At 61.9% G+C, this 15577-nt stretch carries 12 protein-coding genes; 2 read left to right on the top strand and 10 right to left on the bottom strand.

All coding sequences use genetic code 11. The features are described from left to right. Positions 1–111: 111 nt before the first annotated feature. A complete protein-coding gene (locus P8A24_RS01435) occupies positions 112–2253 on the top strand; it encodes a dolichyl-phosphate-mannose--protein mannosyltransferase (RefSeq protein WP_278059004.1) in 2142 nt (713 codons plus the stop codon). A gap of 75 nt (positions 2254–2328) precedes the next feature. Here P8A24_RS01435 and P8A24_RS01430 read toward each other — a convergent pair whose 3' ends face one another. From P8A24_RS01430 to P8A24_RS01390, 9 genes are all read right to left on the bottom strand, one after another. Next, positions 2329–4068 carry an ABC transporter ATP-binding protein gene (locus tag P8A24_RS01430; RefSeq protein ID WP_278059002.1) on the bottom strand — a complete coding sequence of 580 codons (1740 nt, stop codon included), beginning with the start codon at positions 4066–4068 and terminating at the stop codon, positions 2329–2331. Continuing rightward, on the bottom strand, positions 4065–5171 hold the full coding sequence (locus tag P8A24_RS01425; protein ID WP_278059000.1) for an ABC transporter permease: 1107 nt from the start codon (positions 5169–5171) through the stop codon (positions 4065–4067). Before P8A24_RS01425 ends, P8A24_RS01430 begins: the two co-directional genes overlap by 4 nt. Position 5172: 1 nt before the next feature. Further along, the gene (locus P8A24_RS01420; RefSeq protein ID WP_278060148.1) at positions 5173–6279 is read right to left on the bottom strand and encodes an ABC transporter permease; all 1107 of its coding nucleotides are present in this window, start codon (positions 6277–6279) and stop codon (positions 5173–5175) included. Positions 6280–6296: 17 nt separating this feature from the next. After that, positions 6297–7916, bottom strand: a complete 1620-nt coding sequence (locus P8A24_RS01415; RefSeq protein ID WP_278058998.1) for an ABC transporter substrate-binding protein — start codon at positions 7914–7916, stop codon at positions 6297–6299. A gap of 286 nt (positions 7917–8202) precedes the next feature. Continuing rightward, positions 8203–9819 carry an ABC transporter substrate-binding protein gene (locus P8A24_RS01410; RefSeq protein WP_278058996.1) on the bottom strand — a complete coding sequence of 539 codons (1617 nt, stop codon included), beginning with the start codon at positions 9817–9819 and terminating at the stop codon, positions 8203–8205. Between the two features lie 422 nt (positions 9820–10241). Beyond that, a complete protein-coding gene (locus P8A24_RS01405; protein ID WP_278058994.1) occupies positions 10242–10583 on the bottom strand; it encodes a hypothetical protein in 342 nt (113 codons plus the stop codon). Beyond that, complete coding sequence (locus tag P8A24_RS01400) at positions 10583–10984, bottom strand: hypothetical protein (protein ID WP_278058992.1); 402 nt, start codon at positions 10982–10984, stop codon at positions 10583–10585. Before P8A24_RS01400 ends, P8A24_RS01405 begins: the two co-directional genes overlap by 1 nt. Positions 10985–11138: 154 nt before the next feature. Beyond that, entirely contained in the window at positions 11139–11747 is a 609-nt protein-coding gene (locus tag P8A24_RS01395) for a hypothetical protein (RefSeq protein ID WP_278058990.1), read from the bottom strand. Positions 11748–11878: 131 nt separating this feature from the next. Then, positions 11879–13120: a class I SAM-dependent methyltransferase gene (locus P8A24_RS01390; protein WP_278058988.1), complete on the bottom strand. Its 1242-nt coding sequence runs from the start codon at positions 13118–13120 to the stop codon at positions 11879–11881. Between the two features lie 121 nt (positions 13121–13241). On the opposite strand from P8A24_RS01390, the gene P8A24_RS01385 reads away from it, so the two are divergent. Further along, a complete protein-coding gene (locus P8A24_RS01385) occupies positions 13242–13994 on the top strand; it encodes a helix-turn-helix transcriptional regulator (protein WP_278058986.1) in 753 nt (250 codons plus the stop codon). 117 nt (positions 13995–14111) lie between these two features. Here P8A24_RS01385 and P8A24_RS01380 read toward each other — a convergent pair whose 3' ends face one another. Beyond that, complete coding sequence (locus P8A24_RS01380) at positions 14112–15434, bottom strand: MFS transporter (RefSeq protein ID WP_278058984.1); 1323 nt, start codon at positions 15432–15434, stop codon at positions 14112–14114. Between the last annotated feature and the right edge of the window lie 143 nt (positions 15435–15577).

Genomic DNA, 15577 nt, shown 5'->3' with positions numbered 1-15577 from the left:
CAGCCCCGCCCCACTGATTGAGTTCTGCACACCGGCCCCGCCCAACTGATTGAGTTCTGCACACCGCCTGCACCGCGTTTTTTGTCGTACCCGCCCGGTACACTTTTATTCGTGACCACGAAACAAGAAAACACAACGCGCAAGTTCACTCTGCCTGAGGCGGAGGCGAATCGGTTTGAGAATGTATTGCGCGCGCGGCTCGGGCTCGATCCGCGTGGCGCGATCTTGGACGCCCAGGTGCGCCTGTATGGCTGGATCCTGACGGCGGTGGTCGGCCTGCTCGCAGCGATCGTGCGGTTTGTGCGCCTGGATCATCCCAACGAGCTGATTTTCGACGAGACGTATTACGTCAAGGGCGGCTATTCCATGCTGCACTGGGGGTATGAGCGCGATTGGTCGGATGCGAAGGATCTGAATGAGCGCTTCATTTCTGCGGTGCAGAATGGCACGCCGTTTGGCGATATTTTGAAGGACAACCCGGATCGTTGGGTGCATCCGCCGTTCGGCAAGTGGCTCATCTGCGAGGGAATGCGGATCGCAGGCGATTCTACGGGCTATGGCTGGCGTTTCACGACGGCAGTGTGCGGGGTTTTGATGGTGATGCTGACGGTGCGGATCGCGCTGAAGCTGTTCCGTTCGATCCCGCTGGCAGGGATCGCGGGCGTGTTTTTGGCGCTGGATGGCCTGGCGCTCACGATGTCGCGCACGGGGCTGCTCGATAACATGCTGGCCCTGTTTGTGTTGGCGGGTTTCTGGGCGGTGCTCAAGGATCGCGAGTGGTCGCGCGCGCGGCTCGCTCACCGCGTGGCGCATGGGAAGCTGCGGCGGGTTACGCCCGAGGCAGAGGAGCCGGCGACGTCGGATGCCGATGCCGGGGCTGAGAGTTCTGCCCGAAACGCCGAGGTTCTCGGCGATCTGGGTGGCGAGGCGCCGAGGCGATCCTTGGCGGAGTTGATGGTGTCGCGGGCGCGTTCTGAAGAAACGCCGATCAGTGAGAACGGCGTGGAGCTGGAGCCAGAAGCGGCAAAGCACAGCGATCCGAACGAGCCAACTGCTCAGTTTGGCACGGATTTCACTGGGCTAGCCCCCGCGGATCCGTGGGGGCCGGGTGTGTTCTATCGCCCCTGGATCTTGGTTGCCGCAGTGTTCTTGGGGCTGACAACCTCGGTGAAGTGGTCGGGCCTGTACGCGATCGCTGTGTTTGGTCTGGCGATTTTCGCGTGGGGTCTGGCGGCTCGGAAGGCTGTGGGTGCGCGCTTGTGGATTGGCGCTGGCACGTTCCGCGAGGGGCTGCCGGCGTTTGTGCAACTGGTCCCGCCGGCGCTGGTCACGTATATTGTGGCGTTCATTCCGTGGTTCGTGAACCCGAATGGTTGGGATCGCCAGTGGGCCACGAACCAGATCGCACAGAATGCGACGCTCCCGGCGAGCGAGCAGGTGGCGATGCCGCTGAGCTGGGCGCCGGACGTGGTGAACTCGTGGCTGCATTGGCATATTGAGTCGTACACATTCCACACGGGGCTTTCCTCGCCGCACACGTATCAGTCGCAGGCATGGGAGTGGCTCGTGCAGTGGAGGCCGGTGAGCTTCTACTGGAAGGGCACGGATGCGATGCCAAAGGATGCGTGCTGGGGCGGGGATTGTGTTGGCGCGATCACGTCGATCGGGAATCCGGTGATGTGGTGGGCTGCGCTAGCGGCGCTATTCGTGGTGGTTGCGATGGCGTTTATCCGCCGGGATTGGCGCGCGTGGGCGATTCTGGCGGGATATCTGGCGCTGTGGGCGCCGTGGTTGAACTACACGAACCGCACGATTTTCCAGTTCTACGCGGTGGCGTTTGTGCCGTTCGTGGTACTTGCACTGGTGTACGGGCTGGCCTGGATGACGGACATGCTCCCCGCACGCCTGCCAGCTTCTGCGGGCACGGGCAGGTTTGCCGGCGTCTTGAAGCGCCTCGGGCTCCGTTTCGGCGCCGACGACGCCGGTCGTGTCACTAGCGAAACCGACGACGCCGGTCGCACACCGGCGTCGGGCGTTCCTGAGGGTTCCGGCACGCCAGACGCCGAGCCTGCCGCCCAGGCGCCAAAGATCATGTACGGCACGGGGTTCCCGAACCGTGCGTCGAAGTTCTTCATTGGGATCGTGGCGGCCGTGATTGTGGCGTTCTCACTGTTCTGGCTACCGCTGTGGGTGGGAATGCCGGTGCCGCACTGGTTCTGGCAGGCCCACATGTGGCTCCCCTCGTGGATCTAGGCGCCACTTTTATTCATCAAACAATGGCGGTTGCCGCGAAACCTTTCGCGGCAACCGCCATTGTTCGTCGCGCGTTCAGCGGCTCTGCGCGAGGGCTTGACGGCGGCGGGCCTGCTCCTGCGGGTCGGGCACCGGCAGCGAGGCAATCAGGCGCTGAGTGTATGGGTGCTGCGGATTACTCAGGATCTGAGCGCCCACACCACTTTCAACCATCTCCCCCTTGGACAGCACACCAATCCGGTGCGCCACAATATCCACCACGGCAAGATCGTGCGTGATGAACAGGCACGCGAACCCGTATTCGCGCTGCAGCTCCTTGAACAGCTCGAGCACGGTGGCCTGCACGGACACGTCCAGCGCCGACGTCGGCTCGTCTGCGATCACGAGCTTCGGCTCGAGCGCGAGCGCCCGCGCGAACGAGACGCGCTGCCTTTGCCCGCCGGAGAGCTCGTGCGGGAACCGATCCGCGAACGACGCCGGTAGCCGCACGGCTTCCAACAGCTCCGCCACGCGTGCCCGCCGCTCAGCCGCACTCATTTCCCGCCGATGCACGGCCATCGGCTCGCCAATGGCCTCACCGATCGTGAGCTGCGGGTTGAACGACGTGGACGGATCTTGGAACACGAACCCAATATCCTTGCGCACTGGCTTAAAATCCCGCTCGCGGTAGCCATTCATCTCGTGGCCGAGTACGCGCAGCGAACCGCCGGTGACCTTCTCGAGCCCGGCCATGGACCGCCCGATTGTGGTCTTGCCCGAGCCAGATTCGCCCACGAGCCCGAACACTTCGCCCGCGTGGATCTCGAAATCCACACCGCGCACGGCACGGAACGCCGGCGCGCCCAAGCGCCCGGGGTACGTCACCTCCATGCCCGAAGCCGCAACAACTACTTCACGCGAATCGATCTCGGCAATAGCCGCCGAGCTCAACCCCGCCGAAGCGGACTCGCGCCCGAGGTGCGGCACGCTAGCCAACAGTTTCTTCGTGTACTCACGCTGGGGCCGGTAGAACAGCTCCTTCGCTGGCGCGCGCTCCACGATCTCGCCCTGGTACATCACAGCCACCGAATCGGCCAGATCCGCCACCACACCCATGTTGTGTGTGATGAGCAGGATTGACGTGTTGTAGCGGTCGCGGATCGAGCGCAACAGGTCGAGGATCTCGGCCTGCACGGTCACGTCGAGCGCGGTGGTCGGCTCGTCGGCGATGATCAGCTTCGCCCCCATCGCGAGCGCCATCGCGATCATGATGCGCTGTTTTTGCCCGCCGGAGAATTCGTGAGGATAGTACGCGATTCGCGCTTCGGCGTCGGGAATGCCCACGGTTTTCAGGGCTTCGACGGCGCGCGCCTTGATCTCTTTCTTCGTGATTTTCGGGTTGTGCGCGCGCAGGCCTTCCCCGATCTGCCACCAGATCGGGAACACGGGGTTGAGCGACGCGCTCGGCTCCTGGAACACCATCGCGGCTTTCTCGCCGCGAAGTTTTCGCAGCTCGGCTCCGCGTAGCCCGATCACGTTTTCGCCCTCGATGAGGATCGCGCCGGTGGCGCGGGCGCTTTCGGGCAGGAGCGAGAGGATCGCGCGCGAGGTCACGGACTTTCCCGATCCCGATTCGCCCACGAGTGCGAGGATCTCCCCCGGTTCGAGGAACAGCGACACCCCGCGCACGGCCTCAACGTCGCCGCCGTCGGTTGCGAACGTGACTGCCAGATCTTTGATCGTCAGCCGGTTGTCGCCCTGGAGCTCGGCCTCGAACGCTTCGCGCGTGTACAGCTCGCCTGTGTAGGCTTCCGGCTTTTCCCATGGGTTGCTCATCGCGCACCCCCTTCCTTCTCGAGTCCCGACGCCGGCTGGCCGGTTGCGTCACCCGACGCCGAAGCGCGAGTTGCGCCGTCGGCGTCGGCGAGTGAGCCAGCTGAACCCGCCGATGCAGCCGCAACGTTCGTGCTGCCGCGGCGTACGCCCTTGCGGGTGCGGAGGCGCGGGTCGGCGAGGTCGTTGAGGGATTCGCCAACCAGCGTGATCCCCAAAACCGCCAAAACGATCGCAACACCTGGGAAAACGCTCGTCCACCAGATGCCGGAGGTGACGTCGGACAGGGCGCGGTTCAGGTCGTAGCCCCATTCGGCAGCCGCGGTTTGCTCGATGCCGAAACCCACGAATCCCAGGCCCGCCAACGTCAAGATCGCCTCCGAGCAGTTGAGCGTAATGATCAGCGGCAGGGTGCGCGTGGAGTTGCGCAGAACGTGCCGGAACATGATCCGCGTGGTCGACACACCCAAAACTTTCGCGCTTTCCACGAACGGTTCGGCCTTCAGTCGCACTGCTTCGGCGCGGATCACGCGGAAGTATTGCGGGATGAACACCACGGTGATTGAGCCGGCTGCGGCCACGATTCCGCCGAACGCGCTCGACTGCCCGCCCGAAATCACGATCGAGAGAACGATCGCGAGCAGCAGCGACGGGAATGCGTACACGGCGTCGGCGATCACCACGAGGATGCGGTCAAGCCAGCCGCCCACATATCCAGAGACCAGGCCAAGGAGCACGCCGATCACGGAGGAGAACAGCACTGCCAAAATGATCACGGCCACCGCCGTCTGCGATCCCCAGATCACGCGGGAGAGTACGTCGAACCCGGAAACCGTGGTGCCGAGCCAGTTGCGCGCCGACGGCGCCTGTTGCGGGCCGAACGCCCCGGCGTCGTCGCCTTGCTGTGCCCACGAGTATGGCGCGAGCACGGGCGCGAGCAGCGCCACGAGTAGCAGCAGCCCAGTCAGCACTAGGCCCGTGACCAGCATTCCGCGCTGGATCCCGTACGAGCGGCGCACATCCTTCACGAGCGGTAGCCGGTCGGCCCAGTTGCGCCTGCCGACGCCGGAGCCGCGAGTTACGGTGCGAGTTTCAGTTGCGCTCATGTCAGTACCTCACTCTCGGGTCGATCAGGGCTGCGATGATATCCACGATGAAGTTCACGAGCGCCACGATCACGGCCATGAGCATCACGATGCCTTGGACGGCCACATAATCACGGGCGGTCATGTATTCGGCGAGCTTGAAGCCCAGGCCCTTCCACTCGAACGTGGTTTCGGTGAGCACGGCGCCGCCGAGCGACATCGCGATCTGCATGCCCATCACGGTGATCACGGGGATCAGCGCGGGGCGCAACGCGTGCGAGGTGGCGAGGCGGGTTTCGCTCACGCCGCGCGAGCGCGCCGACTCGATGTAGGGAGCCTCGAGCGTGCCGATCAGGTTCGTGCGAACGAGCCGCAAGAACACGCCACCGGTGAGCAGGCCGAGTGCGATCGCAGGAAGGATTGCGTGGGTGAGCACGTCCACGATCAGCCCCGCGTTACCCAGGCGAATCGCGTCCAACAGGTACAAGCCGGTGGGGTTCTGGATCGAGGCCATCGTCAGCTCCCCCGCATTCGAGGCGCGGCCCGACGCCGGCAGCAACCCGGCTTGCACCGAGAACACCAGCTTGAGCATGAGGCCCACGAAGAACACCGGGGTGGCGTAAGACAGGATCGCAAAAATACGCAACACCGCATCCGGCCAGCGGTCGCGGAAACGGGCTGCAGCCATGCCCAGCGGCACGCCGAGCAACAGTGCAACGATCAGCGAGTAGAACACGAGCTCCGCCGTCGCCAAACCGTACGTTCCCAGCACCTCGGTCACCGGCCGGTTGTCGGTAAAGGTGGTCCCGAAGTCGCCGGTGAATACGCCACCCAAGTAATCCAGGTACTGCACCACGAGCGGGCGGTCGTAGCCGGCGCTATGCACGCGCTGCGCCAGCTGATCAGCAGGGAGACGCCCGCCGAGCGCAGCCGTGATCGGATCGCCCGTGGAGCGCATCAGGAAGAACACCACGGTCACCAGGATGAAGATCGTGGGGAAAATCAGCAGGAAGCGCGTGAGCGCATACCGCCCGAATGATCCGCCCGAGCGTTTGTCCTTCTTTTTCTTGCTTTCAAGCGCGCCGGGCGCCGACACTGTTGCAGTGTCGGCGCCCGCGCTCGTCGTCATATCTGACACGAAATTACCTACTTCTTAATCGAGGCGTATCGAAGCTTGAAGCTTCCGTCCAGAACCACTCCGGAAACGTCCTTGCCGGTCACAGCAATCTGGCTGCCCTGGAGCAGCGGGAGGGTAGGCAGATCCGCGGTCACCTGCTTTTGGATGTCCACGAGCATCTTCTCGCGGGCCGCCTTATCCGGCGTGGCCACTTCCTTCGCCACGAGATCCTGCACGGTGGGGTTCTCGTAGTGGTTAGCCACGAAGTTGTCCTTGCCGAAGAACGGGGCGAGGTAGTTGTCCGGATCCGAGATGTCCGGGAACCAGCCGAGCTGGTAGACCGGGTAGACGTCGTTCGTGCGGTCCTTCGAGTACTGCACCCACTCGGTGGACTGCAGGTTCACTGTAAACAGGCCCGAGGCCTCCAGCTGGCTCTTCACGGCCGCGTACTCGTCGCCCGAGTTCTTGCCGTAGTGATCCGGGTTGTACTGCAAGTTGAGCGCAACGGGAACCTGCACACCGGCGTCGGCGAGCACCTTCTTCGCCTTCTCGGCGTCTGGCTTGCCCGAGCCGTCGCCGTAGGCGTCCTTGAGAGTTGGGGTTGCGGTTGCGAGCCCGTCCGGAACGTAGGAGTACAGCGGGGTGTAGGTGTCCTTGTAGACGTCCTTGGCGATCGCGGCGCGGTCCACGAGATGCGCGACGGCGGCGCGCACGGCCTGCGCCTTCTTCGGGTCCGCACCGTCGGCCTTCGCACCGAACGGCATCGTGTCGAAGTTGAACACCATGTAGCGGATCTCGCCGCCCGGGCCGTTGACCACCTTGAGCTTGTCGTTCTTCGCCATCGACTGCACGTCGGTGGCAGTGAGCTGGCGCCAGGCCACGTCCACGGCGCCGTTTTCGGTGTCGAGGCGCAGGTTGTTGGCGTCGGCGTAGTACTTGACCGTCACCGAGCCGTTCTCTACCTTGCCGATCTCGCCCTTATAGCCAGCGAACGGGGTGAGCGACATGAGTTCGCCCGGGTTATATGAGGCGATCTCGTACTGTCCGGCGAACGGCTTCGCCTTGACGATGTCCGCGTCGGGGAGGATCTTGTCTGCCGGGAACACTTCTTCGTCCACGATCAGCCCCGCAGGCGAGCCGAGGATCTGTGGGAAGGTCTGATCGTTGGGCTGCTTGAGCTTAAAAACTACCGTCGAATCGTCCGGAGCGGACACCGACTCGAGGTTCGCGAGTAGCGAGGACGGGCCGTTCTCGTCCGCGATCTTCACGTCGCGATCGAAGGAGAACTTCACGTCCGAGGAGGTGAGCTTGTGGCCGTTGGCGAACGTCAGGCCGTCCTTGAGCTTCACCGTGTACTCGTTGGGCGAGGTAAACTCCGCCGACGTCACAATATTCGGCACCGGAGTGGGCTCCGTGGCGCCAGGCTTCACGTCCACGAGGAACGGGTAGACCTGCACGAGCGCCTGGAACGAACCGTTGTCGTACATGCCGGCCGGGTCAAGCGACGTGATCTTGTCGGTTGTGCCCACGGTGATCGTGTTTCCCGACGCCGAAGCGCCGCCTCCTTGCGGGGCCGAGGTGGTTGCGCACGCGGCGAGGACGGTTGCGCTGGCGACGGCGAGCGCTGCAAGCTGGAGTTTCTTTGCCATGTTTGTCCTTTTGGAAGTGTTGCGGACCCGCTCCGGTTTTGAAGCGATGAGAGGGATACTAGGACTATTCATCAAATTGGGAATTTATGCATCCACGATTCGAGACGGCTCTGGTCATTTTGCGGACTGTGGTCCAGACTGACATATTGGGCGCGACTTCCACCTGCGAACCGGTTTCATTCCCATCACCAGTTTTCGGTGTAAACGCGCCACTTTCGGCCCATCAGCTGTCATGGACGCGACGCCGGTGCGATCACGCAAGCCCCGCACCGGCGTCGGGAACGCCTTACTTACCCTTCGCAACCGGCGCGTAGTACAGCTTGTAGGAGGCACCCAGTTCGAAACCGGACACGTCCTTCTTCATCACCACGACCTGCTGGCCTTGGAGCAACGGGAGCGTGGGCAGATCGGCCGTCACCTGCGCCTGGATCTCGTCGATAATCGCCGCGCGCTTGGCCCGATCAGCCTCGGTGCGCTGGGCCGCAACCTTCTCCTGCACGGCCTTATTCGCGTAGTGGTTCTGCACGAACGTGTCCGTACCGAAGAACGGCGCGAGATAGTTGTCCGGATCCACGTAGTCCGGGAACCAGCCGAGCTGGTAGACCGGGTAGGCGTCCGCGATGCGCTCCTTGGAGTACTGCACCCACTCCGTGGACGCCAGGTTCACTGTGAACAGGCCGGACTTCTCCAGCTGGGTCTTAATCGCCGCATACTCATCACCCGAGTTCTTGCCGTAGTGATCCGGGTTGTACTGCAAGGCGATCGTGACGGGAGTGGCGACGCCGGCGTCGGCGAGGCGCTTTGCCGCGCGGGCCGCGTCGGGCGCGCCCGAACCGTTGCCGTACGCCTTCGCGAGCGTGTCCTTCGAGCCGTCGAAACCCTTCGGAAGGTAGGAAAGGAGCGGAGTGTAGGTGCCCTTGTAAACGTCGCGCGAGAGCGCCTCGCGATCCACAAGATCCGCAATCGCCGCGCGCACAGCCTTTGCCTTTGCAGGGTCAGCCTGCGCAGTTTTCGCGCCGAACGGCATCGTATCCATGTTGAAGGTAATGTAGCGCATCTCGCCGCCCGCGCCCTTCTCGAGCTTGAGGTTCTCGTTCTTCGACAGCGCCTCGATGTCGGTAGCCGCGAGCTGGCGGTAGCCGACGTCGAGCGTGCCGTTTTCCAGATCCAGGCGCAGATTCGAGGCGTCCGCATACACGCGCATCACCACGCCGTCGTTCTTCACCGGCTCCAGGTTGCCTGTGTAGGCGGCGTTCGGCGCGAAGTTGATGAGCGAACCGGGCTGGTAATCAGCGATCGTGTACTGGCCGCCGAACGGCTTGGCCTTCACGATCTCGGTATCGGGCAGGATCTTATCCGCCGGGAATACTTCTTCGTCCACAATCAGCGACGCCACCGTGGTCAGGACCTGCGGGAAGGTTTGGTCCGGCTCCTTGAGCACGAACACCACCGTGTTCTCGTTGGGCGTTTTCACTTCCTTCAGTGAGGCCAGCATCGACGACGGCCCGTGAGGGTCTGCAATTTTGAGCTGCCGATCGAAGGAGAACTTCACGTCCGAAGCGGTGAGCTTGTGGCCATTCGCGAACGTCAGGCCATCCTTGAGGGTGACCGTGTACTCGGTGGGCGAGGTGAATTTTGCCGAATCGCCAAGCAGAGGCTGCGGCTCGTTCGTTTTCGCACCCGGCAAGATACCCACGAGGTAGGGGTAGACCTGGTTTTCCACGTTCGCCGAGCCGTTATCCCACGAGCCGGCCGGGTCCAGCGCCGAGACCTTGTCCGTGGTTCCGATCTGGATCGCGTTCGCGCCCGCAGCTGAACCCGCACCGCTAGGCGTTGCGGTCGTTGCGCATGCAGCCAGCACGGTGAGGGTAGCGAGTGCGAGCGATACGAGTTTCAGTTTCATCAGTGTTCTTTCTTCTCGGTGAGGCTGGCTTAGCGGGCTCCGGTTTTCCGACGACGCCGATGCTGCGGCTGGGAGCCGGTGGCTCGGCTGGTTGCCGGGGCCTGGTTCGCCGGAGGTTCGGCTGGGAGTCGGGGGTTCGGCGTCGGCGCTCGCTCACTGTTTTCGGGCAACAAAAAACGAGGCCGAACCAGCCTCGTTGTTTTTCATGCGTCAACGTTTTTACGCGCAACAAGACTGTACGTGTCAGGAACACGCACAGCAGCAGGTGTGAGCAAAAATCGTCATGCCAGCGATGTTAGTGGCGCGCAAGGAATATTTACAAGGCGTGGAAGAAAATTCATGCCATTCCGAGAGAAGCCTCACGCGGGCAGAGCACGAAGGAGAACGCACCTCTAAGGACGCACCCAAACACATCGCTCTCACTAGAGCTCGATCACCACCCCAGTGCCGAGCTCGACCGCCCGCCCAGCAAACTCGCGAAGCTTGACGAAAAGCCTCCGAATATCATCAGGCATATCGGATCTCTGAATTTGAACATCAAGCCACGGAATCAATCGCGCGCACTGATCGGTGTCGTACATGTCGATCTCGAAGAAATCGACTGCTCCCCCAACAAGCTCATAGGCGTCATTTGCGAACCAGTTCGCGAATTCCTCAGCGACGTCGTAGTCGAACGAAAATTTTTCCGCAACGTCGCTTGTCAGACGAGGAATATCTCCATATACCCCCGGCAAGCCACGCTTCAAAATCAACGCAAAGAACATCACATCTCCTCTCGCTTCAGGATCTTAAAATGCGTATCCTGCTCAACCGACGACGGGACACCCATTCGATTGAGGAATGAGTGCGCATGAAGGTCATAAACACGCAAATACCCGACAATCATGTCTGCACGAATTTCATACCGCTCACCCCGATACACCCACTTGTATCCGTTCGGTTTCCCACGCACGCCAGGTGTGTATTTTTCGACAACCTGATTAATATCAACCGCTAGAGCAAGCCATTGACTGTTGTAGCGACGTTCACGGTCGCGAGCCCTGGCGACTCTCCCAATATCGATCGGATTTCCCTCCGTATGGTCGATGTACCGCTTTGCGCTAGATGAATATTCCGCTTTCGCATCAGACACGGGCCACCCCCGCACGGAAAGTGAGTCGTCCATCGCGTTTAGTGAAAAACACAGACGCGCGGGCGTTGAAATGTTTTAACATAAATTAGATCCTCCGTTCTTAGCGGTCGGTGTGATTATTTTCAGTAGCTCCAACTACTGATTTTCCTGGTGGCAGGAGTTCCAGCTCCTGCCACCAGATTCATTCTCAAGCTTTGTCGAGAACAAAATCTTTGGCGAGCATCTCGGGATGCTTCGGTAGTTGGTCAAGGTGATATCGCCAACGCCGCAGACTTCCGGAGAGGGTGTATTCCCCACGCCCACGGCGCTCAATCAACGTTGCTTCAACAAGCGCCATCACCAAAACCTGAACCTTGCTTTTTGCGGGGCCGGGGTTTTCACTCATCAGCCCGTTAATCGTGAAACCCTGTTCGCTCTCTCCGTAAAACTTCTGAATAGTTGCCACAACTTGTGACGCGTCATCGAGGGTTACCCGCTTGACATAAACTTTGTGTCCATCGGTTGCCTCTCCGACTTTGTACAACGTGTCCTCATCGATGAAGTACAGGGGAAATTCGGAAGACTCAGCTCCGCTAGGTTCACCAGGTTCCAACATTTGCGGTTCAACGGATTGAATGTCCGTGCTTTCCAGCTGCCCAAGTGTCAGCACTTCGTCACGGAGGGAACGGACACGCTTCCCGAGTTCAAGAAGTGAGGACAAAAGCTCGTACGAATCTCCCGGGTCTCCTCGCCCAATTTGCGCGCGGATTTCAACCTCGGCCGTACCTAACAGCTCTGCCGCTTTTCGAAGATCCAAGTCGCCTCCGCCGGTGTGAATTGATTGAATACCTCAAATATACCAGACACAGAGAATCACACAAGGACACATGTCTCGCTGTTTCAAGTATCCCGAGATTTTAACGCTGACACGGAACTACATCGAGAGACTTACAAATCTCTATTTCCCTGGTTTTGCCAAGCTTTGAGCACTGTAAAACGACGGTCTCTTACGATTTGTTGGACAATACCGAATTGTCGTCGCACCGCGGGTAAATAAGCCAGGTGCGAGTTGTAGACGAGGTAGAGCTCGCCGCCGGATGCAAGGAGACGGTCGGCGTTATCGAGGAGATGCTCCACGAGGCTTGTGTCGATCCCCGCGCCATCATGGAACGGCGGGTTAAGAAGCACTACATCGGCCGACGAATCAGGGATCTGCTCCCCAGCGTCATCCCAAGAAACACTCACTAAACCGGCGTTCGCATAGCTCGCGAGAGTGAGGCGAGCCGAGGCGACTGCAGCCGCGTCGACGTCGGTCGCAAGTACACGAAATCGGAATCGATCCTTATCGATGGAATCAAATTTTTCGTGTCGCACCTGCGACGTTGGCTCAGAATCCGCTTTGTCTTGGGGAAAACCTGCTATCAAACCACCGGTAGTGTCGAGGACTCGGCGTGACACAGATCCATTTCCACATCCAAGATCTACGAGAATGAAAGGACCATTGGAGCACTCTTCTCGGGACACAGTGACAACTTTCCCTTTCGTCACTGGCGTTTTCCCCTTGAAATCTCTCTGTTCAGTATCTGTGACACGAACCAAATAGTCATTCAAGAACGCCTCGGCGAGGAGGCGGCCACCGGCGTCGTCGGACGCGCCGCCGAACACGCCACCGACAGCGTGCAGGCGTCCGCCAGGCCCGCCGGTAGACGGTTCGAGCTCTGGCAGGTTCGGGAGCGGCCCGCTCGCGACAAGGCAGCGGAACTTTCCGCGGCCGCGCGAGGCGTGCACGTTCGCGTAGGAGCGGGCGAGTTCGGCATTCATCGAGCGGCTCATGTGTTTCGTGTTCGCGCCGAGCACCAAGGTTTCGACGCCGGCGCGCGCGAGTTGACGTGCGAGGTAGCGGATCCCGGCGAGCGATTTCGGCAGATGCCCGACGCCGACCGCACCCGGTGCGCTCCCTGGCGCGAGTTGCGTGAGGGCGTGGGCGGCGGTGCCGTGGGCCTGCGCGCGCGCATATTCGCGATAGTCACTAGCCACAACAACGGCCGTTCCGTGGGCATTCGCCCAGCTCAGGAGTGAGCCATCTGGATCTGAGGCAACAACGAAGGCGCGCGCCGCCGGCGCCTCGGCACCGGCAACGTCGCAAATAAGCCGATCCAAAGCGGAGGGTGCGGGCGAAAATGAGGTCATACGCAAAATCTACCGGATTGAGCGCCGCGCACCGGCGTCGGGAAGGCGCTTTGTAAAAAATCGCCCTAAGGTGGGACTTCCGCCGCTAAAAACGGCTGGTTTGACCTCCTAGACTGGGGATATGCCACGCAAAACAAATCCAGCGAAGGGTGGATCACACCCGAAGAGCGGGCGGAAAGAGGTCGCCACGCTCAGCGAGCCACGCCTGCGCGTGTTGCGCGCGGTTGCCGATCTCGGGCCGCAGGTTCGGCTCGACACGCTCGTCAAACACCTCGACGGGCACCCGAACACCACCCGCCACCATCTCACAGCGCTCTCCGAACTCGGTTACGTGCATGAGCTGACGTGCTCTTCGTGCGGGGTCGGGCGGCCGGCGAAATGCTTCACGATCACGAAGGCTGGCCGGATTGCGGAGGCAAGCTCGCATGTGGCACGCACGCGCATCTCAGCGTTGGAACTGATGGCGGCTGTGCTCGCGGAGCAGTCCGCCGCGAAGGACCTCGCCTACGAGGCCGGCCACAAGTGGGGCACACAGGCCGAGCAGGTTACGGAAGAAAACGTGGAGGCGATGCTCACCGACGTCGGCTTTGCGCCTTACCACGACGACGACGGCTCATTCCAGCTCCTCGCCTGCCCGCTACTCGACGCGGCACAAAAATACCCGGAACTCATTTGCCGCGTCCACGCCGGCTACCTCGCCGGACGCGTCGACGCCGCCACCCGGCTCGAGCCATTCGCCGGGGAGGGCTACTGCCGTTTGCTGGTTGGCAAGCGGGCCGCCGACGCCGACGCTGAAGGTGCGCCGAGCATTACGCAAGTGAGCGACAAGCGCGGGCCAGTGTGCCCAAGCTGCGCCGAACACCATACGGCCTGAATCAGGCACTCGCCAAACGTCGATTGCGCGGCCTTTCTGCCACTGACGGCTATAGACCGCCTGGTCACAGGCGAGCCGGAGAACCGGACGCAAGCGGCCGCACCGGCGTCGTCGGCCTTAGTGTTGGACGTCGGAAGGCGCGGCCTCAAACTTTCTCAACGCCGGATAGGCAACCGCAATCACAGCCATGCCGAGCACCACCAGCAGGCCACCAGCCCAGGTCGTGACATTCGGGCCAACAAGCTCGGCCGCGCCGCCATGCACCACGTCCGCTAAGCGTGGGCCGCCCGCAACCACCACAATAAACACGCCCTGGAGGCGGCCACGAACCTTGTCGTTCGTGGAGCCGAGCAGGATACCCTGCCGGAACGACGCCGACCCCATATCCGCAATACCGCCCACCGCGAGCGCCACCATCGCGCCAAACAGGAACCAACCCGGCGCATACGGCGCGAACGTGAACATCAAACCGAGCGCAAACATCGCCCCACCCCAAATCGCGATCAGGATCAGCACAGCCAGGCCATATCGGCGCACGCGGCTCACCCAGCCCGAGAACATGCCACCCAGCAATGCGCCGATCGGGAGCGCAGCGTTGAGCAGGGCAAACTCGGTACCACCCTCAAGCGGGCCGCCGAAATTCACGTGCGCCACCTCCGGATAGAGCGCGCGGGGCATGCCCGCGATCATCGCGATCAGATCCACCACGAAGGACAGCAGCACGATCTGGTGGACCGAGAGGTACTTCAAACCATCGAGCACCGCAGCGAAACCCGGGGCGGAACGCTTGGCGGGGGCGCCGGCGTCGCATGTACCACCGGCGTCGTGGGCGGGAGCCGGCAGGGACGGCAACCGGTAGACAGCGTAAAGCGTCGCGAAAAGCGTGAGAGTGTCGACGAGATAGAGGGAGGAATAGCCGAGCACCGGGATTAGCATGCCTCCCACGAGCGGGCCGGCGATCGCGCCGGCCGAGAACACCGTCATGTTCAGGGCGTTCGCCGCGGGAATCTGCGATTTGGGAACGAGTGTAGGCAGGATCGCCGTGCGCGTCGGCTGGTTGATCGCGAAGAACGCCTGTTGCGCCGAGAAAATCAGGAGCAGCACCCACACATTATTCAGGCCGGCAGCGGCCTGCGCCCAGAACAGCGCCGACGTGCCGATCAGGCCGAGGGTGGTGAACTCGAGGAGGCGACGGCGGTCGAAGTAGTCGGCGAGCGCGCCGCCGTACAAGCCGAAAATCACGAGCGGGACCAGGCCGAACGCGCCGGCGAGGCCCACCATGCCGGAGGAGCCGGTGATGTCGTAGATTTGCGCCGGCACTGCTACCACAGTGAGCTGCGCGCCGATCACGGTGATGATGTTCGCCAGCCAGAGCCGGCGGAAATCCGGGCTCTTGAGCGGGCGCGTATCCGCAAATAGTGCGCGCAACTTCCCTGCCATGTGGGCCTCCCTTTTCGTATTGTGCCCAGTATCGGCGCATTTTGTTCACGTTTCAACTTTTTGGCACTGGGTACAAAATCCCACGATGCGGACGCAAATTGTCCGCTATTCGAGAGTTGCGGCAGACCGGCGTCGGGAGCGCC

The organism is Arcanobacterium wilhelmae (assembly GCF_029632765.1).
Lineage (GTDB): Bacteria > Actinomycetota > Actinomycetes > Actinomycetales > Actinomycetaceae > Arcanobacterium > Arcanobacterium wilhelmae.
The sequence above is the reverse complement of the archived record's forward strand: the minus strand, read 5'-3'. Positions and strand labels throughout refer to the sequence as shown.

Excerpts from the sequence above, each read along its gene's own strand:
- P8A24_RS01425 (WP_278059000.1), bottom strand. The coding sequence starts at position 5,171 with ATGAGCGCAACTGAAACTCGCACCGTAACTCGCGGCTCCGGCGTCGGC.
- P8A24_RS01430 (WP_278059002.1), bottom strand. The coding sequence starts at position 4,068 with ATGAGCAACCCATGGGAAAAGCCGGAAGCCTACACAGGCGAGCTGTAC.
- P8A24_RS01400 (WP_278058992.1), bottom strand. The coding sequence starts at position 10,984 with ATGGACGACTCACTTTCCGTGCGGGGGTGGCCCGTGTCTGATGCGAAA.
- P8A24_RS01405 (WP_278058994.1), bottom strand. The coding sequence starts at position 10,583 with ATGTTCTTTGCGTTGATTTTGAAGCGTGGCTTGCCGGGGGTATATGGA.
- P8A24_RS01410 (WP_278058996.1), bottom strand. The coding sequence starts at position 9,819 with ATGAAACTGAAACTCGTATCGCTCGCACTCGCTACCCTCACCGTGCTG.
- P8A24_RS01385 (WP_278058986.1), top strand. The coding sequence starts at position 13,242 with ATGCCACGCAAAACAAATCCAGCGAAGGGTGGATCACACCCGAAGAGC.
- P8A24_RS01380 (WP_278058984.1), bottom strand. The coding sequence starts at position 15,434 with ATGGCAGGGAAGTTGCGCGCACTATTTGCGGATACGCGCCCGCTCAAG.
- P8A24_RS01390 (WP_278058988.1), bottom strand. The coding sequence starts at position 13,120 with ATGACCTCATTTTCGCCCGCACCCTCCGCTTTGGATCGGCTTATTTGC.
- P8A24_RS01415 (WP_278058998.1), bottom strand. The coding sequence starts at position 7,916 with ATGGCAAAGAAACTCCAGCTTGCAGCGCTCGCCGTCGCCAGCGCAACC.
- P8A24_RS01420 (WP_278060148.1), bottom strand. The coding sequence starts at position 6,279 with ATGACGACGAGCGCGGGCGCCGACACTGCAACAGTGTCGGCGCCCGGC.